Annotated in this window: 26 protein-coding genes; 6 read left to right on the plus strand and 20 right to left on the minus strand. The window is 37.4% G+C overall.

The genetic code is table 11. The features are described from left to right. Positions 1 to 12: 12 nt before the first annotated feature. The 4 genes from B9N79_RS18160 to B9N79_RS18175 all read right to left on the minus strand — a co-directional run bounded on the left by B9N79_RS18160 (position 13) and on the right by B9N79_RS18175 (position 3,268). Positions 13 to 267 carry a DUF2573 family protein gene (locus B9N79_RS18160; protein ID WP_040060186.1) on the minus strand — a complete coding sequence of 85 codons (255 nt, stop codon included), beginning with the start codon at positions 265 to 267 and terminating at the stop codon, positions 13 to 15. 46 nt (positions 268 to 313) lie between these two features. Then, positions 314 to 1,144: an ABC transporter ATP-binding protein gene (locus B9N79_RS18165; protein ID WP_040060187.1), complete on the minus strand. Its 831-nt coding sequence runs from the start codon at positions 1,142 to 1,144 to the stop codon at positions 314 to 316. Positions 1,145 to 1,211: 67 nt separating this feature from the next. Then, positions 1,212 to 2,267, minus strand: coding sequence for a FecCD family ABC transporter permease (locus B9N79_RS18170; protein WP_019394993.1), 1,056 nt, complete (start codon positions 2,265 to 2,267; stop codon positions 1,212 to 1,214). Beyond that, positions 2,264 to 3,268: a FecCD family ABC transporter permease gene (locus tag B9N79_RS18175; protein WP_085118769.1), complete on the minus strand. Its 1,005-nt coding sequence runs from the start codon at positions 3,266 to 3,268 to the stop codon at positions 2,264 to 2,266. Before B9N79_RS18175 ends, B9N79_RS18170 begins: the two co-directional genes overlap by 4 nt. Positions 3,269 to 3,451: 183 nt before the next feature. On the opposite strand from B9N79_RS18175, the gene B9N79_RS18180 reads away from it, so the two are divergent. Continuing rightward, a complete protein-coding gene (locus B9N79_RS18180) occupies positions 3,452 to 4,417 on the plus strand; it encodes an ABC transporter substrate-binding protein (RefSeq protein ID WP_019394991.1) in 966 nt (321 codons plus the stop codon). 29 nt (positions 4,418 to 4,446) lie between these two features. Here B9N79_RS18180 and B9N79_RS18185 read toward each other — a convergent pair whose 3' ends face one another. From B9N79_RS18185 to B9N79_RS18235, 11 genes are all read right to left on the minus strand, one after another. Beyond that, entirely contained in the window at positions 4,447 to 5,421 is a 975-nt protein-coding gene (locus B9N79_RS18185) for a LacI family DNA-binding transcriptional regulator (RefSeq protein ID WP_040060190.1), read from the minus strand. A gap of 63 nt (positions 5,422 to 5,484) precedes the next feature. Continuing rightward, positions 5,485 to 6,117 (minus strand): response regulator, encoded by a 633-nt coding sequence (locus B9N79_RS18190; RefSeq protein WP_019394989.1) that lies wholly within the window; start codon positions 6,115 to 6,117, stop codon positions 5,485 to 5,487. Beyond that, positions 6,117 to 7,169 carry a sensor histidine kinase gene (locus B9N79_RS18195; protein ID WP_019394988.1) on the minus strand — a complete coding sequence of 351 codons (1,053 nt, stop codon included), beginning with the start codon at positions 7,167 to 7,169 and terminating at the stop codon, positions 6,117 to 6,119. The genes B9N79_RS18190 and B9N79_RS18195 overlap by 1 nt, the downstream gene beginning before the upstream one ends. After that, entirely contained in the window at positions 7,166 to 7,942 is a 777-nt protein-coding gene (gene liaF, locus B9N79_RS18200; protein WP_019394987.1) for a cell wall-active antibiotics response protein LiaF, read from the minus strand. The genes B9N79_RS18195 and liaF overlap by 4 nt, the downstream gene beginning before the upstream one ends. A gap of 20 nt (positions 7,943 to 7,962) precedes the next feature. After that, on the minus strand, positions 7,963 to 8,826 hold the full coding sequence (gene liaG / locus B9N79_RS18205; protein WP_040060191.1) for a LiaG family protein: 864 nt from the start codon (positions 8,824 to 8,826) through the stop codon (positions 7,963 to 7,965). 76 nt (positions 8,827 to 8,902) lie between these two features. Beyond that, positions 8,903 to 9,559: a PspA/IM30 family protein gene (locus tag B9N79_RS18210; protein ID WP_019394985.1), complete on the minus strand. Its 657-nt coding sequence runs from the start codon at positions 9,557 to 9,559 to the stop codon at positions 8,903 to 8,905. 27 nt (positions 9,560 to 9,586) lie between these two features. Next, the gene (locus B9N79_RS18215; RefSeq protein WP_019394984.1) at positions 9,587 to 9,982 is read right to left on the minus strand and encodes a LiaF transmembrane domain-containing protein; all 396 of its coding nucleotides are present in this window, start codon (positions 9,980 to 9,982) and stop codon (positions 9,587 to 9,589) included. Between the two features lie 198 nt (positions 9,983 to 10,180). After that, positions 10,181 to 10,888 (minus strand): response regulator, encoded by a 708-nt coding sequence (locus tag B9N79_RS18220; RefSeq protein WP_019394983.1) that lies wholly within the window; start codon positions 10,886 to 10,888, stop codon positions 10,181 to 10,183. Further along, positions 10,885 to 12,486 carry a DcuS/MalK family sensor histidine kinase gene (gene dcuS / locus B9N79_RS18225; protein WP_040060193.1) on the minus strand — a complete coding sequence of 534 codons (1,602 nt, stop codon included), beginning with the start codon at positions 12,484 to 12,486 and terminating at the stop codon, positions 10,885 to 10,887. The genes B9N79_RS18220 and dcuS overlap by 4 nt, the downstream gene beginning before the upstream one ends. Positions 12,487 to 12,651: 165 nt before the next feature. Continuing rightward, positions 12,652 to 14,184, minus strand: coding sequence for a solute symporter family protein (locus B9N79_RS18230; protein WP_040060195.1), 1,533 nt, complete (start codon positions 14,182 to 14,184; stop codon positions 12,652 to 12,654). Positions 14,185 to 14,199: 15 nt separating this feature from the next. After that, positions 14,200 to 14,532 (minus strand): DUF485 domain-containing protein, encoded by a 333-nt coding sequence (locus B9N79_RS18235; RefSeq protein ID WP_019394980.1) that lies wholly within the window; start codon positions 14,530 to 14,532, stop codon positions 14,200 to 14,202. 200 nt (positions 14,533 to 14,732) lie between these two features. On the opposite strand from B9N79_RS18235, the gene B9N79_RS18240 reads away from it, so the two are divergent. Further along, positions 14,733 to 15,932, plus strand: coding sequence for an MFS transporter (locus B9N79_RS18240; protein WP_046218012.1), 1,200 nt, complete (start codon positions 14,733 to 14,735; stop codon positions 15,930 to 15,932). Positions 15,933 to 15,983: 51 nt separating this feature from the next. Here the strand turns inward: B9N79_RS18240 and B9N79_RS18245 are convergent, their stop codons facing one another. Continuing rightward, positions 15,984 to 17,345, minus strand: coding sequence for a HAMP domain-containing sensor histidine kinase (locus B9N79_RS18245; protein WP_040060196.1), 1,362 nt, complete (start codon positions 17,343 to 17,345; stop codon positions 15,984 to 15,986). Then, positions 17,342 to 18,013 carry a response regulator transcription factor gene (locus B9N79_RS18250; protein WP_040060197.1) on the minus strand — a complete coding sequence of 224 codons (672 nt, stop codon included), beginning with the start codon at positions 18,011 to 18,013 and terminating at the stop codon, positions 17,342 to 17,344. The genes B9N79_RS18245 and B9N79_RS18250 overlap by 4 nt, the downstream gene beginning before the upstream one ends. 149 nt (positions 18,014 to 18,162) lie before the next feature. Here B9N79_RS18250 and B9N79_RS18255 point away from each other — a divergent pair, with 149 nt between their 5' ends. The 4 genes from B9N79_RS18255 (at position 18,163) to B9N79_RS18270 (ending at position 21,055) form a co-directional block, all read left to right on the plus strand. After that, complete coding sequence (locus B9N79_RS18255) at positions 18,163 to 19,101, plus strand: ABC transporter ATP-binding protein (protein WP_085118772.1); 939 nt, start codon at positions 18,163 to 18,165, stop codon at positions 19,099 to 19,101. Beyond that, positions 19,067 to 19,774, plus strand: a complete 708-nt coding sequence (locus B9N79_RS18260) for an ABC transporter permease (RefSeq protein WP_040060200.1) — start codon at positions 19,067 to 19,069, stop codon at positions 19,772 to 19,774. The genes B9N79_RS18255 and B9N79_RS18260 overlap by 35 nt, the downstream gene beginning before the upstream one ends. 11 nt (positions 19,775 to 19,785) lie before the next feature. Next, positions 19,786 to 20,508, plus strand: a complete 723-nt coding sequence (locus tag B9N79_RS18265; protein ID WP_275080545.1) for an ABC transporter permease — start codon at positions 19,786 to 19,788, stop codon at positions 20,506 to 20,508. 73 nt (positions 20,509 to 20,581) lie between these two features. Continuing rightward, a complete protein-coding gene (locus B9N79_RS18270; RefSeq protein WP_019394973.1) occupies positions 20,582 to 21,055 on the plus strand; it encodes a hypothetical protein in 474 nt (157 codons plus the stop codon). A gap of 34 nt (positions 21,056 to 21,089) precedes the next feature. Here B9N79_RS18270 and B9N79_RS18275 read toward each other — a convergent pair whose 3' ends face one another. From B9N79_RS18275 to desA, 3 genes are all read right to left on the minus strand, one after another. Beyond that, positions 21,090 to 21,689: a response regulator transcription factor gene (locus B9N79_RS18275; protein WP_019394972.1), complete on the minus strand. Its 600-nt coding sequence runs from the start codon at positions 21,687 to 21,689 to the stop codon at positions 21,090 to 21,092. After that, positions 21,686 to 22,834: a sensor histidine kinase gene (locus B9N79_RS18280; RefSeq protein ID WP_040060203.1), complete on the minus strand. Its 1,149-nt coding sequence runs from the start codon at positions 22,832 to 22,834 to the stop codon at positions 21,686 to 21,688. Before B9N79_RS18280 ends, B9N79_RS18275 begins: the two co-directional genes overlap by 4 nt. 94 nt (positions 22,835 to 22,928) lie before the next feature. Then, positions 22,929 to 23,966: a Delta(5) desaturase DesA gene (gene desA / locus B9N79_RS18285; RefSeq protein ID WP_094041290.1), complete on the minus strand. Its 1,038-nt coding sequence runs from the start codon at positions 23,964 to 23,966 to the stop codon at positions 22,929 to 22,931. Positions 23,967 to 24,063 lie beyond the last annotated feature (97 nt).

Here is a 24,063-nt window from a genome sequence, read left to right on the forward strand (position 1 = left end):
GATACTAAAGTATCAAGCCTTTTTTTGATTTTCCCGATGTCTCTCGTTCAGTTCTTTAATCTCACGCACAAGATCAATCATTTCTTTCTTTGCATCTGGATACTGACTGTTCCAATGTTTAGCAAGAGGTGGCATCGTTTTAGAGATATGGGTATACAGAGCCCACATTTTGATTTTTTCTTGAAGTTCTTCTGACGTATCTCCAAGCATAAGGTCTGTATATTTTTCAATTAATGCTGAAAATTGACCTTGGAACTCTTCTTTCATTATCATCCCTCCAAGCTTTTAAAGGTTTCCCTTTACGGCTTGCTTGTTATCCAACGTCTACATTTTGATTTTTCGTTACTTGCTGAACAATACATCTTCCTTTTCCATGTGGAATACAAAGAGGTGTTCCAAAGAGCGGGTCAACCGTTACTTGACAGCTCATTTCAAAAACGTTCTTTACAAGTTCACAGCTTACAATATCTTCTGGACGCCCTTGCGCATATACTTTTTTATCACGAATAGCTACAATATGATGTGCATAACGGCAGGCAAGGTTCAGATCATGAAGTACCATTACAATCGTGCGCTGTTCTTTCTCATTTAAATCAAATAGCAAATCTAAAATTTCAATTTGGTGTGTCATATCTAAATATGTTGTTGGTTCATCAAGCAAAATAATTTCTGTATCTTGAGCAAGCGTCATAGCAATCCATGCTCTTTGACGTTGACCACCTGAAAGGGAATCAACGTGGCGATCCGCAAGAGCGCTCATCCCTGTTGATTCAAGCGCATTCTGAACTTTTCTCTCATCTTCTTCAGACCACTGTTTTAACCAGTTTTGATAAGGATAACGTCCTTGTTTTACAAGTTGTAACACAGTAAGTCCTTCTGGAGCTACAGGGCCCTGTGGTAAAATAGCAAGCTTTTTAGCCACTTCTTTTGTAGCAATTTTGCTCATCATTTCTCCCTCAAGTACAACAGAGCCTTGCTGTGGTTTTAGCAAACGCGCCATTGAACGAAGCAATGTTGATTTTCCACAGCCATTTCCCCCAATAAAAACAGTTATCTCTCCTTTAGGGATTTCCAAGTTCAGTTCGTCAATAATAACCGTTTCTCCATATCCTAATGTTAAATCTTTTGTTTCCATTGCCTTCATATGTGCTAACGCTCCTTCAACAGAAATTTTCTTTTCTTATTTATACACTCCGTAAACTTCTGTTTCCCTATCCTACATTGCGTTGTTTGTAGAGTAAAAAAATAAAATAAGGAGCTCCGACAGCTGCCGTAAAGACTCCGGCTGGTATCTCTAATGGAAGAAATACAACTCTTCCAATCGTATCTGAAATCAAAACTAAAATGGCTCCAATAAAAGCACTTAGTGGAAGCAATGCCCCAAATGATGACCCTACAAGTCTTCTTGCAATATGTGGAGCTAATAAACCGACAAAACTAATCCCTCCACCAAAAGCAACGGCGCTTCCTGTTAACGCTGTGCTTACAAGCAGTAGGAAAAAGCGGGAAAGTTGAACACGGTTTCCAACTGAAGTTGCTACGTCTTCTCCAAACTCTTGAATATTAATCATTCTAATCATCACTATTGTAACAAAAAATAAAATAAGCGTAATAGGAAAAAGAATCCGAACTCCTTCCCATGAAGCTCCATATACTGATCCTGTAATCCAAATATTTGCCTGACTTTGTTGATGGATCGGTCCCATAATAAGAAGAAGCGTTGTTGCAGCCTTTGTAAAAGCCCACATTCCAATACCTACAAGAACCATCCGAACGGGTGAAACTCCACCTTGCCATGCAAAAAGGTAAAGAAGAATAGAAATGATACAGGCTCCAGTAAATGCTGCAAGCGGAAGCCACTCAATACTCACAGTTAGTGTCCCACTATCTGTGCTAAAAAGATTTAAAAATAGCACAACGGCAGCAGCTGCTCCCCCCGTGATCCCAATGATATCAGGAGATGCTATAGGGTTTTTTACCACTCCTTGTAAAATTGCACCTGCGATTGCTAAACAAATACCAACAAGCATCGCAATAATGATTCGAGGTAGACGAAAGGAGTTAACAATAAGGGTTGAAAAAGGATCTCCATTCCCCCACAAGACAGAGACAACTTTTAAAGGTGAAATAAACTGTTCTCCAAGCCCTATTACAACAATCGCACTCCCCAACAATAAGACAAAAAAGACAATATTAATGTTTAATGACTTCCGATCTATTAGGAACGAAAAGCTATTACGCATCCGAAAAGGTGTGTATTTGTTCATAAAACCTCTCCTTTTCTACGCGCAATGTATATGAAAAAAGGAGTTCCCAAAATAGCCGTCATAATTCCCACAGGCACTTCTTCTGGCATAATTACATATCGTGCTCCAATATCTGCTAGAAGGAGTAGCATAGCTCCTAGCACTCCGCTATAAGGAATGAGCCATCGATAATCATTTCCAATCACAAAACGAGCAAGTTGTGGAATAATGATGCCAACAAAGCCAATTGGTCCTGCTACAGCAACTGCTCCTCCTGCTAACAGAATGGTCACAACTGCTGTTATCAGTTTGACAGTTCCTGTTCGCTGACCGAGTCCAAGCGCTACCTCTTCACCCATTGCTAGTGTATTTAATTTTCTTCCTAGAAATAAGGAGACAGCTGTTGCTCCTATAAGATAAGGTAAAACAGCTTGTAAAAGTGATAAATCACGGCCTTGTACAGAACCAGCCAACCAGAAAAGCATCTGTTCAAGAGCTTGTTCATCCAAAACGAGTAAACCCTGCGTTAATGAAGCAAACATGGCTGCAATCGCTGCTCCTGCTAACGTAAGCTTCATTGGTGTAAGACCATCTCGCCCAGCTGAAGCAAGCAAGTAAACGACAATACCTGAAAAAGCAGCTCCTAAAAAAGCAAGCCAAGTAAATCCTTGCAACGAATTGATAGAAAAAAGCATAAGTCCTATCACAATGAAAAAACTTGCTCCTGCATTAAAGCCAATAATATCTGGAGAAGCGAGCGGATTTTTAGTTAAAGCTTGCAAAAGCAGACCGGAGATAGCTAAGCTGCTCCCTATTGCCGTTGCAATTAAAGCTCTTGGGATTCGCACAGTCCTTACGACAATTTGCTCATTAGAACCGTTAAAATGCGATACAGCATTTATAACAGTATGTATTCCTGTATTTGTATAACCCATTAAAACACTTAAACACATGCAAAGTATTAACAAGAGGATGAGCAAAAAAAGTCCAAGACTTTTTTGAAGAGGTGTGCTCAGATTCATGACGGTGACCCCTATTCTATCTTAAGTATAAAATTTTCTGTTTTTTTTCTTTCTTTAGTGTATGAGATGACAAAAGTACTGTCAATGACTTTGAAAATCATTTTCAATTATTATTGACTTTCCATTTTCTTTCTCCTATTATCTAATTGATAATGGTTTTCATATAATGAGGGGGATGGAGATATGATTAGAGGTACAAAAAACCGTTTTCTGGCTCTTTTTACTGTTCTCACATTGCTATTTGTATTAGCAGCATGCGGAAACAGTGAAAGCTCAGGAAAGGAAAAAAGCACCGAAAAAGAAACAATAACAATTAAGCATGCGATGGGAGAATCCAAAGTTCCAAAGAATCCGAAACGGGTTGTGGTGCTAACAAATGAAGGAACAGAGGCTCTTCTTGCACTTGGTATTAAACCTGTTGGTGCTGTTCAATCATGGACAGGCAATCCATGGTATAACCATATTAAAGATGATATGAAAGACGTTAAAGTTGTCGGAACAGAAATGGAACCAAGTCTTGAAACAATTGCGTCTCTTAAACCAGATTTAATCATCGGAAATAAAGTACGACAAGAGAAAGTATATGATAAGTTAAATGCTATTGCTCCAACTGTTTTCACTGAAGAACTTCGCGGAGATTGGAAGGAAAACTTCAAGGTGTACGCAAAAACGGTTAATAAAGAAAAAGAAGGAAATAAAGTATTAAGTGATTTTGATAATCGTGTTGCCGAACTAAAAGAGGAACTTGGGGATGAAACAAATAAAAAAGTCTCGCTTGTTCGCTTTATGGCTGGTGAAACAAGAATTTATCATAAAGATACATTTGCAGGAATTATTTTAGATCAACTAGGTTTTAAGCGTCCTGAAGAACAGAATAAAGCAGACTTTGCTGAGATGGGTGTAACAGACGAGCGCATTCCTGCAATGGATGGAGATGTTCTCTTCTATTTCACGTATGATACAGGCGATAAAAAAGGAAATGAAGTAGAAAAAGAGTGGACGAACAAAGAGCTTTTCAAAAACCTTTCCGTTTCTAAAAACGGACAAGTTTATAAAGTTGATGATGCCATTTGGAACACTGCAGGTGGTGTAATTGCCGCAGATAAAATGCTTGATGATATTGAAAAATACTTTTTGAATAAGAAATAATATGAAGGAGGCTAATAATAGCCTCCTTTTTATACTGTTTTTCGTTCAATTAATTTTAAAGGAAGTTGAGATTGAGAAGGAGCTTCTGCTTCATGCAGAACGGAATGAATCTTTGCAAGAGCTCTTGAACCAAGCTCTACAATTGGATGTTCAATTGTCGTAATATGAAGTGCTTCTGCTAATGGGTGATTATCAAAACCTATAAATGCTAAATCTGTTGGAACTTTTACCCCGTATTCATTACAGCTCGTCATGACCCCTGCTGCAACATAATCACTTGCAACAAGTAAAGCAGTTGGAGACTCAGGCATCTTCTTTAATTGCTCTATAACTCTTCTCCCGTCTTCAATAAATAAACATCCCTTAAAAATCCACTGTTCTCTAACATCCATTTCAAACTTTTCTCCAAAGTCATAGTAAGCTTGTATCCTTCTTTTACTATTTGATCCTTCTAAACGACTAAGACAGCAGCCAACTCTCTTGTGTCCCTTTTCTCTCAAATAGTTCATGCCAATGGCAAAGCCTTCGTAATGGTTAATTGAGATCGTAGAGATTTTTTTACTTTCTCGATCTTCACAGATAAGGATAGGACCGTACTCACTATAAGATTCGATAAGACTCCATTCTACTTTCCTAGAAATAATAATAAGGCCATCAACTTGCTTTTTCTTTAACATTTCTAGGGCTTCAATTTCCTTTTCTCTTTCATACTTTGTTTGATAAATCATTAATTTATAATCATGTTTCATCGCTTTATTTGAAATTCCATCTACAACAGCGCTGAAATAAGGAAGAGTCATATTAGGAACGACAACACCAACAATACCTGTGTGGCCTTTTGCAAGATGAATCGCATTAATATTAGGAGTATAATTTAATTGTTTGATGATGTCTAATACTGCTTTTCGCTTTTCTTCAGCCACATATGGATGATTATTTAACACTCTAGAAACTGTTGTAATAGAAACATTTGCAAGCTCTGCAATCTTACGAATGTTACTCATCTCTTCCCTCCTTCTTTTATAAAGCAAAAAAGCATAGGAGAATACTCTTATGCATAAATCCAACTAGTCCACAAGTTTGTTTCGGTGAGCATAAATGGCTGCTTGTGTCCGATCTTCTACTTCTAGTTTTGAAAATATATTTGTTGTATGAGTTTTAACTGTCTTCACAGCAATAAAAAGAGCTTCTGCAATCTCTCCATTTGTTTTTCCTTCTGCAATAAGACGAAGAATTTCAAGCTCGCGTGCTGTTAAAAAGTCATGTGGAAAAGACTGTGAAGGCGTTCGCATTCTTGATAGCACTTTTCCGGTTACCTTTGCTTCAAGGACAGACTCACCTTTAGCAGCAGCTCTAATTGCAGAAGCAATTTCATGGGCTTTCGAGGTTTTAAGCAAATAGCTTAATGCCCCAGCTTCAATAACGGGATACACTTTATCATCATCAATAAAGCTTGTTAGAACGATAATTCTAGCATCTGACATAGATGAACAAATTCTTTTTGTTGCTTCAACACCATCCATTCCTTCCATCACAAGATCCATTAAGATAACGTCTGGTTTATGCTCTAAAGCAAGCTGGATTCCTTCCTTCCCGTTTGATGCTTCTCCAACAACTTCAATGTCAGGCTGTGCTTCTAAATAAGCAGCCATTCCAAGTCTAACCATTTCATGGTCGTCTACTAGCAGTACCCGAATCATTATTCTCTCTCCTTACTCTCATCTACAATCGGTATTTTTACTGTTATTTGTGTTCCTTTATCAGGAAGCGATATAATCTCGGCTACTCCTCCAACCTCACTTGCTCGCTCTGTAATAGACTGCAAACCGTATGAAGAAGCTTTTGTATCTCCCTGATCAAATCCTACACCATTATCAATAATCTTTAAATATACTCCATTATGTACTTTATGAAGCTTCACAACGACAGCGCTTGCCTTTGAATGTCTAAAGACGTTTGAAAGTGCTTCTTGGACAATACGAAACAAGTGATCTTCAATGCCTTTTGAAAGGAGAATATCTTCAAAATCCCAATGAATGTCCATTGTTTGTTTGCTATTTAATTCTTGCAAAAGTTCCTGGAGTCCTTCATTGAGCGATTTATTTTCAAGCGTTGCTGGACGCAAATGTAATAAAAGGGCTCTCATTTCATTCTGAGCATCTCCTGCCATTTTCTCGATTAACGTAAGTTGTTTTAAATGCTTGCTGTCCTGCTGCGTCATTTCCTTTACAGCAGAAGACATCATTGAGATAGCAAAAAGTTGCTGACTTACTGCGTCATGAAGCTCTCGTGCCAAACGCTGACGCTCTTCAACAACAGCTGAACGTCTTAGCTGATCACGCCACTCTACTTTCTCTGCTGAAAGTTTTTGAAGAGAAGCTACTTGCTTTTCAATTTGACTAGCCATCTGATTAAGCTGTTCTCCGATTAAACCAACCTCGTCTTCCCCAAGGTTAGATAATCTATAAGAAAAGTTTCCTTTTTCATACCGTAAAATAGATTCGAATAAGACTTCCAGCCGTTCTTTAAGAGGATTTCCATATGAGTAGCCTGCTACAACACCAATTCCTATCACAGCAAAGAGAAGAAAGAAAATAAAGGGGATATTAAACCAATTCAAGCTCAAAAAATCGAGGGGATTAAGTTTGAAATAAGACATTACAATTGTTAAAACAAAAAGAAGAGTAATAATGTTCATGACTACGAAAATATTAATAAAGCGCCACTGAATATTTAATCGTTTCCTTTTCATAAATGCCTCACATCAATATCCCCAATAAGTGTTGTAATAGCAATCTTCACTTTCGCATCAGCCCCTTCATATCCGTTTGTAACAATAGAGGCTTGTCGATTGAATCCGCTTTGTTCATAGTGAAAAACTTTTGTTTTCCCAAATAGATTTGTTGTTGTTACCGAAACTTCCAAGTCATATGGTACATAAATATCAACATCTCCAATAAGTCCGCTAATAACAATGGCATTTTCACCCACTGGAACGATTGCTTTAGATAAATCAATTTTCACATCTCCAATAAGGTGAGAAAGATTTAAATCTTTTAAATCAAACTGATGATTAATCAAACGAAAATCACCAAGAAGTGAATTTTGGTATGGTATCCCTCGCACATGTATATCTTCTTTGTATACTTGTTCCTCTTTTTGAAATGAAATAGGTTCCTTACCCTTCTTAGAAAAGAACCCTTTCTTTTTACGGTTCTCTTGCTTTTCTCGTGTTTTCCACATCTTCTTCCCTGTAAGAAGACGATAGCCAACATATATAAAAGCTGCTGCAACTGCTAAGCCTGCTAGATTTACATTGAAAATATTTTGAAAAGCAACAACTGCTGAAAGACCTAAAAATCCTATGCCAATCATTCGATTGCCGTATCGTAAAAAGAAGGCGCCAACCATAAATAAAAAGAGAGGACCTGCTAATATACCAGCTAAATGAACAATGTTGAGTAAAATACTAATTCCGGTAAAAACAACTAGAAGTCCGAGTAGTTTGTTTTTAGGCAGGCGCACATCCTCCCCTCCTTTTCTCATTATTGAATATCAATATCACCGCTTGTAGCCTTGATGTTAAAAGCATATTTTCCATTTCCTTCTTTAGCCTCTAAGTCCTCTTCCATTTTTGTTTTTACTTTAAATCTTTGATCTACGTTAATATCGCCTGAAGAAACATGGGCTTTGAGGTGCGTATTGCTCTTATGTGGAAGTTTGACGTCAATATCGCCTGACGTTGCTTTCACACTTCCATTACCTTTAACCTTATCCATTACAATGGATATATCGCCTGATGTTGCTTTTGCATCAATTTCTCCCTCAAATCCGTTAAGCGTCAAATTTCCTGATGTTAAATGCGCAAGTGTTGTCTCTGTGCTAAGATTTTCACCCTTCACATTTCCAGAAGACTTTTCAATATGAAGCTGTTTAGCACCTACATCAAAAATCTGCGTATCTCCTGAGGTAGCTTGAACGATAAGCCGATCTAATTCCAATGGTTTCTCTCCATTATTCTTAATGGAAACATTACCAGAGCTTGATGCAATATTTACATCTCTTTCATAGCTACTTGGTACCTCTATTGTAACCTTTGTAGATTGAAACATATTAAACGTAGCACCTTTTTGTTTAATATTTAACACATCGCCAACTTGATTCATGCTTATACTCTTTTTAAATGCCCGCTTATCTTCTACGATTACTTTAATATCTCGACGGTCTTTTGCAATAAAGTTAACATCAGCACTTTTAATGTTTAACTTAATATTATGAATCTCATCTTTTGCAAACGTCTCACTTTTCGTTCTCTTGTCTCCAAATGCAAAAGAACTTTGATTAATAAGAAAACTAGACAGCACGGTTATTCCTATAATAACAAATAAAAGCCCTATTAATTTTTTCATATTCGTTTCTCCTTAGCCTAAAGTAAAATTCCCATCGGTGCGGAAAGAACACCGATGGTTTGTTTACTTTTCATAGTTAAGCCTTTTGTACTTCTTTCAATTTTTGAAGCTCGTTTTCTACATCTTCCTCATGCTCAAGCTTTGTAAATGATGTTTGTTCTCCACCAAAGTTGTAAGAAGTATATACATTTGCTTTTGTTTCCATGTCCATAATACGCGCTTCAAGACGCTGAAATTCTCTGTATGAACTATTCGAATCAATTCGATTAATAGATGCATTCATATGTTCTTTTGCTTTTACAACATTTGCACGTGCAACAAGCGTATGTCTCTTATCTCTTAAAGCTTGAATTCTTTCTTCTAGTTTTCCTAATTGTTCTTTTAATTCAACAAGCTGTGCTACAGATTGCTCATATATCTCTTCGTATTGTAACACTTTTTCTTCATATTGTTTCATCTCCATGAGTGCTTTTCGAGCTAAATCTTCCTCACCAGAATTAACAGCAATCTGAGCTTGATCATAGCGTTTCTTTTTCATTTTTTGAGAGTATGTTAAACGACGTTCAAAATCTGCTTTAATAGCTTCTTGCTGAGCGACAGCATGCCTTGCTTTTGAAAGCTCTTCTTCCATATCGCGTAAATATTGATTAATCATCACTAGCGGATTTTCCATCTTGTCTAAGTTATCGTTTACTGTTGCAACAACCATATTTCTAATTCTTCTTAATACCATTTTTATTTCCTCCTCAGGGGTTTTAAATTATTTATCTTTTTTCAAGAAATCTTCCCATTCTGTATCAAATGAACTTTTTGTTACAGGGTCTGAAACAACTGGGCTACTGTAATGATATTCTTCTGATGAAGTTTCTTTTTGGCTTGTTAGCATCTTCCATCCAACATAGATAAAGAAAGCAGCGAAAGCAACTCCCGCTAGAAACGGTACTGCGTTTGCAATTAAGATGATTCCAAAGAAAATAGCAATGATGCCTAATACTTTTTTTCCTTTTGAATCTCCTTTATTTACCGTTAGCCATCCATAGTATAAAAGGACGCATGCTACAAGGAATGATAGAATCCCTCCTAAAAAGCCGTTTCCTAGCAAAATGCTTCCTCCAATAAGTACGAAGACAATTCCAAGCAATGCTTTTACATTCAATGTTTTGTCCCCTCCTTTCGTTTCGTTACTTTTACTATAGGTAATTTTTATTGTTCTCATAACGTCTTAGCGGTGCATTTTGCGCTAAGACTCTAGTCTTATTTTTATGTCAGTCCACCAAAAAAAGAGGATTCCCCTGAGCGGAGAACCCTCTTTTTAGGCTAATCAAACGTTTGTTTAAACGTCATTCGCCTACTCTTACAAATAGTTCTTAACAAGTGAACGATTCTTTTCATTAAAGTGATAAAGATAAACAGGTCTTCCTACTGTACCATATGTCATCTTTTCCTCTAATACATGAATGTCTGTTAAAAAACGTAAATATTTTCGAACAGAAACCCTTGAAATCCCTACATCTTCGGCAACATCGTCTGTTGAGAATGGATCTTTGTCCATATTCTCGATTGCTGCCAGTAAAATTTTAAGAGTGCTTTTAGTTAATCCTTTTGGCAATGATTCCGAAACTGTTTTTTGTGTTCTATTTAGAATATTTTGATCCAAATCTTCTTGCTTAACATTTGTTTGCATGTCAAAAAATGCTCGTTTCTCCCGATATGATACAAGTGCACGATTAAAACGATCAAATTCAAATGGTTTAATTAAATAATCTACAGCTCCATAACGCAATGCTGTTTGGACTTTGTCCACTTCAGAAGCTGCCGTAATTAAGATAACATCAATTTTCTTGTGCTGTTTACGAATTTCATCTAACAGCTCTAGTCCTGTACGTTCAGGCATAAAAACATCTAAAAGTATCAAATCAACAACCGTGTCTTGCAACTTCCCCAGTGCCTCATCGACAGAATAAGCTACCCCAGCAAGTTCAAATCCTTCTATTTCTTCAAGGTAGCGTTTATTAAATTCAGCTACCATTGGATCGTCTTCAACAATTAAGACTCTAATCACGCTTCTTCACCTCTAGATTCATAAAATAGTTCTACAACAAACGTTGTTCCTTCACTAGGCGTTGACTCTACGTCAATATAGCCACCAAGCTCTCTTACACTTCTCTCTACCAAATAAAGTCCTATTCCTCTATTATCCCCTTTTGTGGAGAAGCCTTTAACAAATAAATTTTTCTGGACTTCTTCTGAAATGCCAGCCCCTGTATCATTTACTTCAATCGTTAGACGATTTTTTTTATAGTGTAAATTAACCGTAACTTCTTTTCTTTCCCCTTTTGCTACAGCATCAATTGCATTATCAATTAAGTTTCCGATGATTGTAATAAGCTCGTGAGTTACTTCTGGTAATTTAGGTTCAGGGATAGGTGTTTCACTATCAATTTGCAAGCTTGTTCTTTCTTCTCTCGCATAGCTTAATTTTCCGATAATAAAACCTGCAAGCGCCGGGCTCTTAATATGTTTCATCACAAGCCCAACTTCTTGATTTTGGTGATTTACAAGCTGGTTAATGTAATCAGATAGCTCATCATAATATTCCATTTGGGTCATTCCTAAAATTACATGAAGTTTATTTTTAAACTCATGTGATTGTGCTCTCAATGCTTCTGCATAAAGTCGTACTCCTGTTAACTGCTCTGCTAGCTGGTTCACTTCTGTCTTATCACGAAGTGTTGAGATAGCTCCAACAACTTTATCTTCCAAAATAAGCGGAACTCTGTTCACAAGCATTGAAACCCCATTAATATTAATCTCTTCATCTAACTGAACCTGTCTTTCTTTCAAAATGGTGCTTAGTTTTGATACGGGCAGATATTCGTCTACAGCCTTCCCAATTGGCTCATTTGATAAGCCTGCTCTTTGAAAAAGACGCAGAGCAGAGCGGTTAACAAGCGTAATCTTACCATCTCGGTCAACGGCAACAATACCTTCATGAGCAGACTGAAGCATTGTATTTCGCTCTTCTAATATTTTAGCAATCGCATATGGTTCAAGCCCAAAAAGAGTCTTTTTAATATAACGAGCAAGCAAAATGGCTCCAAGAACTCCAATGATAAGACCAACAATAGACCCGACTAAAATGCTATCATGAGCTTTTTGCAAAGCTTGTTCAATCTTATTCAGAGAAGTTCCTACAGCAACAGCCCCAATTTGATTTCCACTATCATCCACTACAGGTGTGAAAGAGCGGGAAGACATGCCAAGTGTTCCTTCTGAAATAGAGATAGTTTCTTTTCCTTCTAGAACTTCTTTTTCATCTCCTCCTGAAAACTTCTTGCCAATGTTTTTTGGATTTGGATGTGATTTACGAATGCCTTTCATATCAATAACAACGACAAATTCCACTTTTGTGGCTTTTTGAATATCTTTTGTATACTCCTGAATCTCCTTGCTTTCTTCTTTATGTAAGAGCCCTTCTCGAATAACAGGAGAAAGCGCAACAGTTCGAGCTACGTTCATTGCTTTTTCTTCTTGATCTGTTCGAATCGTTTTAGTAATGGTCCGGCTAATTAAAATATCTGTTAAGAATAAAGACAAAATAACAACAACACAAACAAAGATGATAATACTAGAGCTTAACTTTAGGCGATGCTTGAACATCGACCTTCACCCCCGCCTCTTGTCAATTGGGCTGTTTTAATCACACTATATTCTATCACTATTTGGTTCTTAAAAGAAAACGTTTAGCGGGAATTTCTATTCTCCTACGTAAGAAAGCGCATCATTTTAATATATAAAAAAGACTGCCAAACAAGGCAGCCTTTCTTAGTTTTTCATTCCTGTATTTGCTTTAATCAGAATTTCTTCAAATTTTTTCTGATCTGCTTTTTTACTAGAGAAGATTGTGCCAAGGTAGGCACCTAAGAATCCAAGTGGAATAGACACAATCCCAGGGTTTGCTAATGAAAAGAGTGGATCTCCTACAAGAATAGCTCCCCCAACCTCAGGAGACCAAACGTTAGGACCTACAACAACGAGGACAAGAGAACTAATTAATCCAACAAGCATACCTGTGACAGCACCTGTTGTATTGAAACGTTTCCAAAAAATCGTAAATAAAATAATAGGTAAGTTAGCACTTGCTGCAACCGCAAAAGCAAGCGCTACAAGAAATGCCACATTAAGCTTTTGAGCGAATAGGGCTAATATGATGGAAAGGACAGCAACTCCAATTGACGCCCAGCGTGCAGCAACAATTTGTTCACCTTCTGTTGCTTTTCCTTTTCTTACAATATGACTATAAAAATCATGTGCAAAAGCGGAAGCTGCTGAAAGAACAAGCCCTGCAACAACTGCTAAAATTGTCGCAAAAGCTACAGCAGAAACGAAAGCAAATAAAAAGTCTCCTCCTAATACTTGAGCTAGAAGTGGAGCAGCCATATTTCCAGCTGCATCTGCTGCTGTAATATTATCAAATCCTACAAATGCCGCAGCTCCAAACCCTAAGAAAATCGTCAAAATATAGAAAATACCAATAATCCAAGTTGCATAAACAACTGATTTTCGAGCTGTAATGGCATCCTTTACAGTAAAGAAGCGAATCAGAATATGCGGAAGTCCTGCTGTACCAAGTACTAAAGCTAAGTTAAGAGAAATCATATCAAGAGGATTTGTAAACTTATTACCTGGATGAAGAAAGCTTTCTCCGAGCGGTGTAGCACTTTTCATCTCACTGAACATCTTAGCAATGCTAAAATCAAATTTTGAAAACACAATAATAGAAATGACAAACGTTCCAATCATAAGTAAAACAGCTTTTGTAATTTGAACCCAGCTTGTAGCAGTCATTCCGCCAAATACAACATAAATAGTCATTAGAACCCCTACAATAAGAACAGAATATACATAATCAATTCCAAGGAGAAGTTTAATGAGACCACCAGCTCCTACAAGCTGAGCAATCATATAAAAGATAGAGATTGTAATTGTATTTAAAGCAGCAACTCCACGTACCTTTTTTTCATTAAAGCGAGCAGCAATCATATCCGCCATTGTATATTTCCCAAGGTTTCTTAAAGGTTCTGCTACAATGTATAGAACAACAAGGTAAGCAACAAGAAAGCCAATGCTATAGAAAAAGCCATCAAAACCTGAAAGCGCTATCATTCCGGCGATTCCTAAGAATGAAGCTGCCGACATATAGTCCCCTGCAATAGCTAATCCATTTTGCCATCCCGTTAAACTTCCGTCTGCTGTATAAAAATCGCTGGTTGTTTTTGTTCGTTTTGAGGCATAATACGTAATAATAAGTGTAAGAGCTACAATTGCTAGAAATAGTGAAAAAGCAAGTACATTCATCCTAAACTTCCCCCTTTAACGGCCAGCTTCTTTTTTTAGGTCTTCTACAAGTACGTCAAACTTTTGAGCACGCTTTGTGTAAATCATACAGAGTGCCCAAGTCATAACGAATTGCGCAAATGCAAAAACCCACGCCCATGTTAAAGACCAAAAAGCCGTCTCATTTAAGAATGTAAAATAGGCAGTTAAAACAGGTAGTGTGAAATAAAAAGCTAAAAAGAATAATGAAAAAGGTAAAATAAAACGACGTTTTTCACGCATGAGCCTTTGAAATGTTGGAGATTGGACAAGCTCCGTGTAATCTAATTCTTGTTCTTCCCTCTCTAACTTCACTTTTTTCCCTTCCACAACAACTCCCCCTTATTGTTCATTCCTCCTCCAAATTTCCCTCCTTCCACAGAGATATATCTATTATATATTTTTCTAAATAATTAGTAAATTCTGTTTTTTATTATTTTTGAACTATTTAGTGACAAAGTGTAAAGACACATGTAAACTATTAATCAGCATATGTATCTACATTAATCTATACAGGAGATGAAAAGAATATGAAGGCACAAAAATCCCTATCTGAGCGAAAACTGCTTGGAGTTGCTGGGCTTGGGTGGATGTTCGATGCCCTAGACGTCGGAATCCTTTCCTTTATTATTGCTGCTTTACAAATTGAATGGAAACTAACACCTGAAGAAATGAGCTGGATTGGAAGCGTGAATTCAATTGGTATGGCTGTCGGGGCCCTGATTTTTGGACTTTTAGCTGATCGAATTGGTCGAAAACCTGTCTTTATTATAACGCTCTTACTTTTTTCAATTGGTAGTGGCTTATCAGCACTTGCTCCAACATTGTTTGTATTTTTATTATTACGCTTCTTTATCGGTATGGGACTTGGCGGGGAACTTCCTGTTGCTTCTACACTTGTTTCTGAAACCGTTGCTCCAGAAAAAAGAGGGAAAACAGTTGTGTTGCTTGAAAGCTTCTGGGCTTTCGGCTGGTTGGTTGCTGCTCTTATCTCCTACTTCGTTATTCCAAAGTATGGCTGGCAAATTGCACTTTTAATTACAGCTCTTCCTGCTTTTTATGCATTATATCTACGCATCGGGTTACCAGATTCACCACGCTATTTAGCTCTTGAGAAGAAACCTTCATTTTCTCAAAACATTGCAAAGGTATGGTCGAAAGAGGTTCGCAAACAAACGATTGTCCTTTGGGTGCTTTGGTTTACAGTTGTATTCTCTTATTATGGTATGTTTTTATGGTTACCAAGCGTTATGGTGTTGAAAGGTTTTAGCCTTATTAAAAGCTTTGAATATGTGCTTATTATGACCCTTGCCCAGCTTCCAGGTTACTTTACAGCGGCATGGCTCATTGAACGAGCTGGACGCAAATTTGTACTTGTAACATTTCTACTCGGAACTGCCGGAAGTGCTCTTTTATTCGGAACTGCCGAAACATTACCGCTTTTACTAACATCAGGTATGTTTCTTTCATTTTTTAATCTCGGAGCATGGGGAGCTCTTTATGCTTATACACCTGAGCAATATCCGACTGAAGTTCGTGGAACAGGCGCAGGAATGGCCGCTTCATTCGGTAGAGTTGGTGGGATTTTAGGTCCACTTGCTGTTGGCTATCTAATGAGCAGCGGATCTTCTGTTGCCACGATTTTTACCGTCTTCTGTCTGTCTATTATTGTTGGGGTTATTGCTGTTGCCTTTTTTGGAACGGAAACCAAACAACGTGAACTTGCTTAACAAGCAAAAGCTCATCTTCTAAGAAGATGAGCTTTTGCTCTTAAATCAGGTTTATTGTAAAGAATTCTTATAATAAAACTCGAAAGTTGTGCCATTTTCATTTGAGTCTACTTTCCACTTAATATTCATCGCTTCAGCCATAAGAGCAATAATCGACATTCCAATCCCTCGGCCATGTTTGTTTCCACTTGTATTCGTAAATCCTGGCCCGTGATCTACAACTGATATTTTATACTCTTCACCTTTTCCTTCCATATAAAATCCAATAAACTGACCGTCTTTTGCATGACGAATCACATTTTGAATGACATTATCTATCATCCGCTGGAACCAGTTCACATCGATATTGCTTTTAATGTCATCTCCTTGAATCTCTATATCCACTTCAAAGCCTTCCTCTTCTAAGCGGTCATACCAGCAGGCAATTGTTGTACGAACAAGCCTCACCATATCCGTTTGCTCCGGCTTATATGGATATTTGTTTGAGGTGAGTAATGAATAAGAAAGGAGGTTTTCGATGAGTTCTCCTAAATAATGAATTTTTTCATCAGCAAGAGCAATGGTTTCTTCACCTTTCTGAGAAAGTACTTCCTTCTTTAAAGAATAAATTTGCGCTTTTAGGGCGGTGAGCGGTGTTCGCAAATCGTGAGAAAGGTCGGCAATAAGCTTACGACGTGCACTTTCCTCTTCACGCTCATTTTGCTGACTTTCTTCTAATGCCGTAAGCATATTATTAAATGATTGCTCAAGGGCTCCAATTTCATCTTTTCTTGATATTTGTATTTTAGGAGGAACATTCCGAGCATTTGGCATTTCCATTGCATCTTGAAGGCGCAAAAGTCGTCTTCGGATGCTGCGGAAGAAAAACCAGGAAATCAGTAGAAATAAAACAATAATGATAATAGCGAGAAGAAAAGTAAGGAAATCATATAGTGGGCTCTCCTCCCTATTTATAGCCGTAATATAAGAACGTGGCATTTGTAAAATAACAAACCCTGCTTCTTTCTTCCCACCTACATAGGAAACAACAGTAAAAGGATCACTATCAATACTGCTTTTCATAAAATCCATGGTTGTCATTACATTCCACTCTGTTGGGAGGTTTACAGGCGCTCCTTCCTTTAACACTGTTTCTCCATTTCCATTAACATAAACCATTGCTTTATATTTATAGCTCTTTTCTACTTTACTAAAAGCTTTTTTTACACTTTGAACGTCATCAGGCGTCATTTTTTTAGATTCCTTATGCCATTCATCAACAACTTCATAGCTTGGATAATAAGGCTCATTCTGCTTTTTATACCATGGACTAATATAAAGAACTCCACTAGCTAGCATGGCTACTGGCAGCATAACGATTGCCATTAGAATGATAAAAATATACCGTGCTGTTAACGAATTAAGCCTTCTCATGCTTTCATCCGATACCCAATGCCGCGGATTGTTTCAATTATTTTTGGCTTGCTTGGGTCTTCCTCTATTTTCTCACGGAGATGGCGAATGTGAACGGTGAGCGTTTTATCTCCTTCAATATATGGGTCTTTCCATATGCTTTCAAATATTTGTTCTTTTGTTAATGTTTGATTAAAATGTCGTGTAAAAAAGAAAAAAAGCTGATGCTGTTTTCCTGTCAGGATAATCTCTTCGCCATTGCTCCGACAAATAATACGCTGTTGTTTTGTATACACATCCAAGTGTCCAACCGTTCTACGGTCTTCTTCCTGTCGATTATAGCGCCTAAGCAGAACTTCCATACGGGCCATTAGCTCTTTTGGATGAAAAGGTTTTGTTAAATAATCATCTGCAAATGTTAGGCCTTGCACTTTGTCATCAAGAGCTGTTCTTGCGGTCAGCATAATGATTGGCACATCATTGTAGTTGTTTTTAAAACGCTGACCGAGCGTAAACCCATCAAGCCCTGGAAGCATCACGTCCAGAATGACTAAGTCGGCATTTTTCATTCCCGCTTCGCTGCCCTCGTCTGAAAGATACCATGACACGTGGTATCCGTTGTCTTCAAGCTCTTCCTTTAGCCAACTCCCAATTATTTCATCATCTTCTATATAAACGATGTTTTTCATAAAACCACCCTTAACCTAATAGTCTCTAATCTTATGATAGAACTAAAAAAGGAAGTTGGAAACTATTTTTCTACATTTAACCAAAACTTAACCTTCCCCTTCTCTGTTATTAACCTTTGCTGTCTACACTGATTTATGAGGTGATGAAAATGGAAAATATTTTAACGGCAAATGATTTAACAAAAAAATATAAAAGTGACGCTGTTGTAAATCGCATTAATTTACAAATTCCACGTGGAGCAGTTTATGGATTTTTAGGACCTAATGGAGCTGGAAAAACAACAACAATCCGAATGCTCCTAGGTTTAATCAAACCTTCTCATGGTTCTATTTCAGTTTTTGGCAAAGATTTGCGCAAAAATCGAATTGAAGCATTAAAAGAAATTGGTGCGCTTGTTGAAAATCCTTCCTACTACGGACATTTAAATGCTATTGAGAATTTAGAAGTTTACCGTGTTCTCCGTAAAGCACCAAAATCTAAAATTGAAGAAGTGTTAGAGATTGTAGGACTTGAAAAAGCAGCCAAAAAGAAAGTTAAAGAATACTCATTAGGAATGAAACAGCGACTTGGGATTGCGATTGCGCTTCTTGGAGATCCTAAATTACTTATTTTAGATGAGCCAACAAATGGACTTGACCCCCAAGGGATTTTAGAGATTCGTATGCTCATTAAAGCTCTTGCAAAAGAACGCGGTATTACGATTATTGTTTCAAGTCACCTTTTAAGTGAGATTGACCAAATGGCTACATATGTTGGAATCATTTCGAAAGGACGACTCATCTTCCAAGACCGGATTGAAGAACTGCGACGATTCTCTTCTACCTCTGTCTCTTTTACAACAAGTTCTCCCGAAGAAACCTTTAAACATATTGTTTCATATGGCATTCAAGCTTATCGAGAAGAAGAAAAAATCATGGTAGAAGCGGAGGATGAAGCCATTGCGCAAGTTATTAGTCTCCTTGTTCGTCACGGCATTAGCATTTATCGGGTGGAAGAAAATAAGAAATCGCTAGAAGATATTTTCCTTGATCTTATAAAGGAGGAAGGCATAAATGTACAAAGCACTTTTACAAGCCGAATTTCTTAAAATTAAGCGAAAATGGATATGGGGATTAGTGTTTCTTGGTCCCTTTGGGGTGATTGCCTTACAAGCTGTAAACTTTGGAATCCGCTACGACTATTTAACAGATTTATATAAAGATGACTTGTGGGATGGATTACTGAAAAATATAAGTTCACTTTCTGTTTTTGCTCTTATGTTCGGAGCTACTCTTCTCGCATCATTGATTTCATCACTCGAACATCAATCAACATCTTGGAAGCACCTTTTAGCACTTCCCCTTTCCAAAACTAAAATTTTCATTGGCAAGTTTGCACTTGTCTTTATCTTATTAACAGTATCGTGTATTCTACTTGCTATTGGATCTATCATACTTGGGATAAGCCTGAATTATGGAAATGATATTCCTTTAGTTAACTTGTTAAAAACATGCTTTTATCCTTACTTAGCCTCACTTCCAATTGTAGCCTTGCAGCTATGGCTTTCTGTTGTATTTAATAACCAAGCTCTTCCGCTTTTTATCGGAATTGTAGGGTCTATCTTTGGAAGTGCTCTACCAAGATGGACGATTTGGAGCTGGCCTTCTTTAAGCAACCAATGGGATAAACCGATTATTAACGTTTGTCTTGGAATCATTGTTGGTCTTATTCTTTTATGGATTAGCACCATTCATTTCACAAGAAAGGATGTGAATAGTTAATGCTATCTCTTATGAGAGCAGAATTACTAAAGTTGAAACACACAAAAATTTGGCTATTATTGCTGATTAGCCCACTTATCATTCTTATTGAAGGCTTAACACTTTCTGATGAGTTAACGCCAGGGAACGAGCAACAGATAATGGTAGCCATATATCAATACGGAGCATTAACACATAGCGTTATGTTCTTCCCTCTTCTTATTGGGATATTTGTAGCACTTCTTTGTCGTCATGAACACCTTAATGGTGGGTGGAAACAGCTTCTTGTTCAGCCTGTTCGAAAGGGAAACGTTTTTCTTACAAAACTTTTTTTCATCGTAATTATTTGTGCTCTTATCCAGCTTCTATTTCTAGGAAGTGTTTCACTTGCTTCTGCTCTTAGAGGAGGGTCTGCCATACCAGAAGAGTATATGGTAAAAGGCGTATGGAGCGGTTTTATTGCTTCTATTCCTCTCGCAACTCTACAAATTTGGGTTGCCTCTCTTTGGGCAAGCTTTGGAGCATCTCTTGCTTTGAACGTTATTTTTACAATGCCGAACATGCTTGTTATAAACTCAGAAACCTACAGCCCTTTCTATCCATGGGCTCAGCCCGCTATTGCTATGATTTCAAGCGTGACTAAGAATGTTTATTCACTTTCTCTTCCAATGGACACGCTCATTTTCGTTATCGGCGGAAGCTTTCTCGTCTTCTTTATTTGCGGCTTCTTCTCTTTCAAACGTAAAGCCTACTAACAACGCTTGTTGGTCTCTGCTGTTCTTAGTGATATAATGAACCGAACGAAAAATATCTTTTTTGGGAGGCCACATGCTAACTTTTGAACAAAAACTAGCTATTATTGAATCTTTTCCGCAGCTTCAGCGTAAAAATGTCTCGCTTAAGCGCGTTAATTTCCACTATGAAGAAAGTGTGACAGATAAAAAGAATGTTGTATATCATCTTCACCCGAACGGAAATGGGTTTGTTTACGGTGAATATCTTGACGAATACGAGATTGATGAAAGAGGTATGGTGAATATTCGCGATTTTACCGAAGAAGAGCTTCGTACAATCGTTGGGAAAGCTATTGCATCTCTTGCTCCGCCAACACTTGAGGAACAAGCTATTGCTGGAGAGGAAGAAGTAGAACATTGGATCGATGATGATGGTCATTCTCTTATTCTTATGTATGAACACGATATGTGGAACACATACGCAGGATTAAACCTTGATGGATCATTTCTAACATATGATGAAGCATTAGAATATTTAGATGAAGAAGGATTTAAGCCAAAAGCATAACAAAAAAGCGAGATGAGCACTCATCTCGCTTTTTTTATTTAAACCAGCCTTTTTCTTTAAAACGTGTAATAGCTTCAATTCTATTTTTCACTTCCAGTTTGTCTAGGATTGTTGAAATATAGTTTCGAACCGTTCCATTTTTAATAGAAAGAGCGTCTGCGATTTCTCTTGTGTTCTTTCCATCTGCAATAAGACTTAACACTTCTTTTTCACGTTCTGTAAGCGGATTTTCTTCTGCATATGCATCATCAATAAGCTCTGGAGCATAAATGCGCCGCCCACTCATAATACTGCGAATAGAGCTTGCGAGCTCTTCACTTGGACTATCTTTTAATAAGTAGCCGCTTACTCCTGCTTTTAATGCCCGCTGAAAATAGCCAGAACGCGCAAAGGTAGTTAAAATAATCACTTTACAGTTTGACTCTTTTAATTCTTCAGCTGCTTCAAGACCTGTTTTTATAGGCATTTCAATATCCATAATACAAACATCTGGCTGCTGCTCCTGAGCTAAGGCAACGGCTTCTTGTCCGTTTGAGGCTTTCCCGACTATTTCCATATCATCTTCTAAACTAAGAAGCGAACCTAATGCTCCTAAAAGCATACGTTGATCTTCGGCAATGACTATACGAATCATCTCACTCGTCCCTTCTCTTCTTGTTTTACAATATTCGGCACTTTAATTCTAATGGTTGCTCCACTCTCCATATCCATTTCAAGCTGTCCATTCACAAACTCTAATCTCTCCTCCATCCCAATAAGCCCGTGTCCTTTTACAGCCCTTTTATGCGTATCAAAGCCTTTTCCATTATCTCTTATTGTAATGCCGCTCTCATCAATAGTTTTCCATGTCTCAATAATACAAAGCGATGCACCGCTATGTTTTACAACGTTCGTTACCGCTTCTTTCAAACACATACTTAAGATATTTTCAAGAAGCGGAGAAATCGTAGTCACATCAAGACGCTCCTCTACAACAAGATCAATATCTGCTGCTGTTAAAATCTGTTCAACACGAATAAGCTCCTCTTTCAGCTTAATCCCTCTCATTTGGGACACCATCTTCCGGACTTCATTAAGAGCTGTTCTTGCCGTTTGCTGAACATCTTTTATTTCTGTTTTAGCTTGTTCTGGGTCTTTTTGAATTAATTTTCGCGCTAAATCACTTTTCAGTCCAATAAGTGAAAGCTTTTGTCCAAGCGTATCATGAAGATCTCTTGCAATCCGCTGCCTTTCTTCTTGTTTACTTAGTTCTGCAATTCGTTTATTAGCATCTTCAAGTTTTTCTTCAAGGCGATCACGCTGTCTTCTGTTATAAATGCTAAATGGCAGCACCACAACGCTTAATGTAATGATAAAGATAAAAGGAAGCTGTCTTAAGTACACTTCTTCGGTCATGATTGTGTTGTAATTAACAGATATAAATGTACTGATAAGATGAACCCCATAAAGAGTAAAAAAGATTAGCCTATTTTGAACATGGCCAATAAAATAAGCAAGGAAAAAGGCAAAGTAAAAAGCAAAATAAATATAGGTGAAAATACTCGTTAGTGCAATCGAAATGCTAATAAGTAAAAATGTCCACAAATAAACAGGCCATCCTTTTGAAATAAAAGCCAAACGATAAAATAAAAAAAACAAAATATTGAGCACTACCCCTGCTATCACTTCATTAGTAGAGGAAGATTGAAATACAAAATAAAAAGGTAAAATAGCAAAAACACTCCAAATATACGGAGATAAACCCGTGACCTTTTGGAATACTCTATATCGTCTTTTCATTAATACCCCTCTTTAAATGTAATATTCTCTTATTATAACTCATAAAAAAGGAGCTCGTTTAACACAGTGAAAAACCTGTATTAAACGAGCTTTCTTATAGCTCTACTTTAGATTGAGCCACAATCTTTCTTTTTTTCTCTGTTACTGAACGTCTTTTCAGCTCATGAAAACTAATAAATGTTTTCTGTTCCTCATCCCATAGTCGAAACTTAAGAGATTGCAAACTTGTTTTTAACGTAATTGTTGGGACGTTTTGAAGAGGAACTGTGTTGTTATGCACTTCTTCTAATTTATAGTTCGGCACCCGTGGACTTAAGTGATGAACGTGATGGAATCCAATATTTCCCGTTAACCATTGCAAAGGCTTTGGAAGTTTATAAAACGAGCTCCCTTCAACAGCAGCTTGAACATAATTCCAATGCTCATCTTCTTCAAAATAGGAATCTTCAAATTGATGCTGTACATAAAAGAGCCAAACACCAATTGTTCCTGAGATCAAGAAAATGGGACCTTGTACTAGCAAAAAGTTCTGCCATCCGAGTGTAACACAGCAAAGTGTCACAATGAGTGCAATCGCAATGTTTGTAATATATGTGTTCCATCTTTCTTTCTTCTTTGCTCCTTTTTTATTAAAGCGGTTTGTTAAAAGGAACACGTATGTTGGTCCAAGTCCAAACATGATAAGCGGATTTCGGTACAAACGGTACGCCACTTTGGTCCAAAAAGAAGCTTCCTTATATTCGTTTACTGTAAGCACCCACATATCCCCAACGCCACGTTTATCTAAATTTCCGCTTGTAGCATGGTGAATAGCGTGGCTATGTGCCCACTGATTGTAAGGGAAAAGCGTCATAATCCCAGTTATAGTTCCTACAATTTTATTGTAACGTCGATTTTTAAAGAACGAATGGTGACAACAGTCATGAAAAATAATAAAAATTCGTGTAAGAAACCCCGCCGCAATAACAGTGAAAGCAAGCGTAAGTAGATAAGAAATGTCTAAAGATTGATAAGCAAGAAACCATAAAGCAAAAAACGGAACAAGTGTATTTACTAATTGTCTAACACTTGCCTTTGTGTCCGCTTTCTCATAAGGAGATACATCTTTTCTTAATTGCTTTTGTTTATTCATATTTTTAATTCCTTCCCTCATCGTTGTCTTTCATTATAAAGAAGAAAAAAATTAGCTTGTAGTAGCACATGTCATATAGAGAGTATGACAAATGTCA

Source organism: Priestia filamentosa (assembly GCF_900177535.1).
Classification (GTDB): Bacteria; Bacillota; Bacilli; order Bacillales; family Bacillaceae_H; genus Bacillus_I; species Bacillus_I filamentosa.